We start from the raw sequence: 535 nt of genomic DNA, 5'->3' as shown, positions 1-535 counted from the left end.
AGGTAAAAGAGGTAAAATCTCTTTTGATTTTACGGCATATCCATTGGAAAGCGCAAATTAAAGAGGGCATTTGATTTTAAAAATTATAAATCGGTGAAGAAGAGGCTTAATTGTTAAAAAGTATACTTAAGTACGGAAACTTATCAATCTTTAATTTATTAAACTATTTTTGAATAACATATGTAAGATACTTGAAAAAGCATAAATTTTATTATTTTTATATGGAATTCTGTATGGGAAGTGTAGTTCATTTTTATTATTTAATAAAAATATTAAGATTCTTAGGAACAATACGTAAAGATTAGTGGCGAAAATAAACACGGAGGTTTGAAAAATGGGACAAGGAAGCAGGTTTCAAGAAAAACAACAAAATCGTCGTAATAAGGGGATATTTAATATCGCATTTAGTGTGGTATTAGTAACAGTTGGCATAGTGACATATCAGTTGTTTTTCACTTCTGATACATCAAAGAAAGCAATTGCTCAAGAAAAGAAAGCAACAAAGATAGAAGAGAAAAAAAACGAAGATAAAAAG

The 535-nt window shown here is 28.2% G+C and carries 1 pseudogene; it reads left to right on the top strand.

The window, feature by feature from the left end:
- Positions 1–334: 334 nt before the first annotated feature.
- Positions 335–535, top strand: a pseudogene (locus tag AC1DTM_RS31210) (YrrS family protein); the annotation flags it as partial.

Source organism: Bacillus sp. P4_D3, from assembly GCF_056401855.1.
The sequence above is the reverse complement of the archived record's forward strand: the minus strand, read 5'-3'. Positions and strand labels throughout refer to the sequence as shown.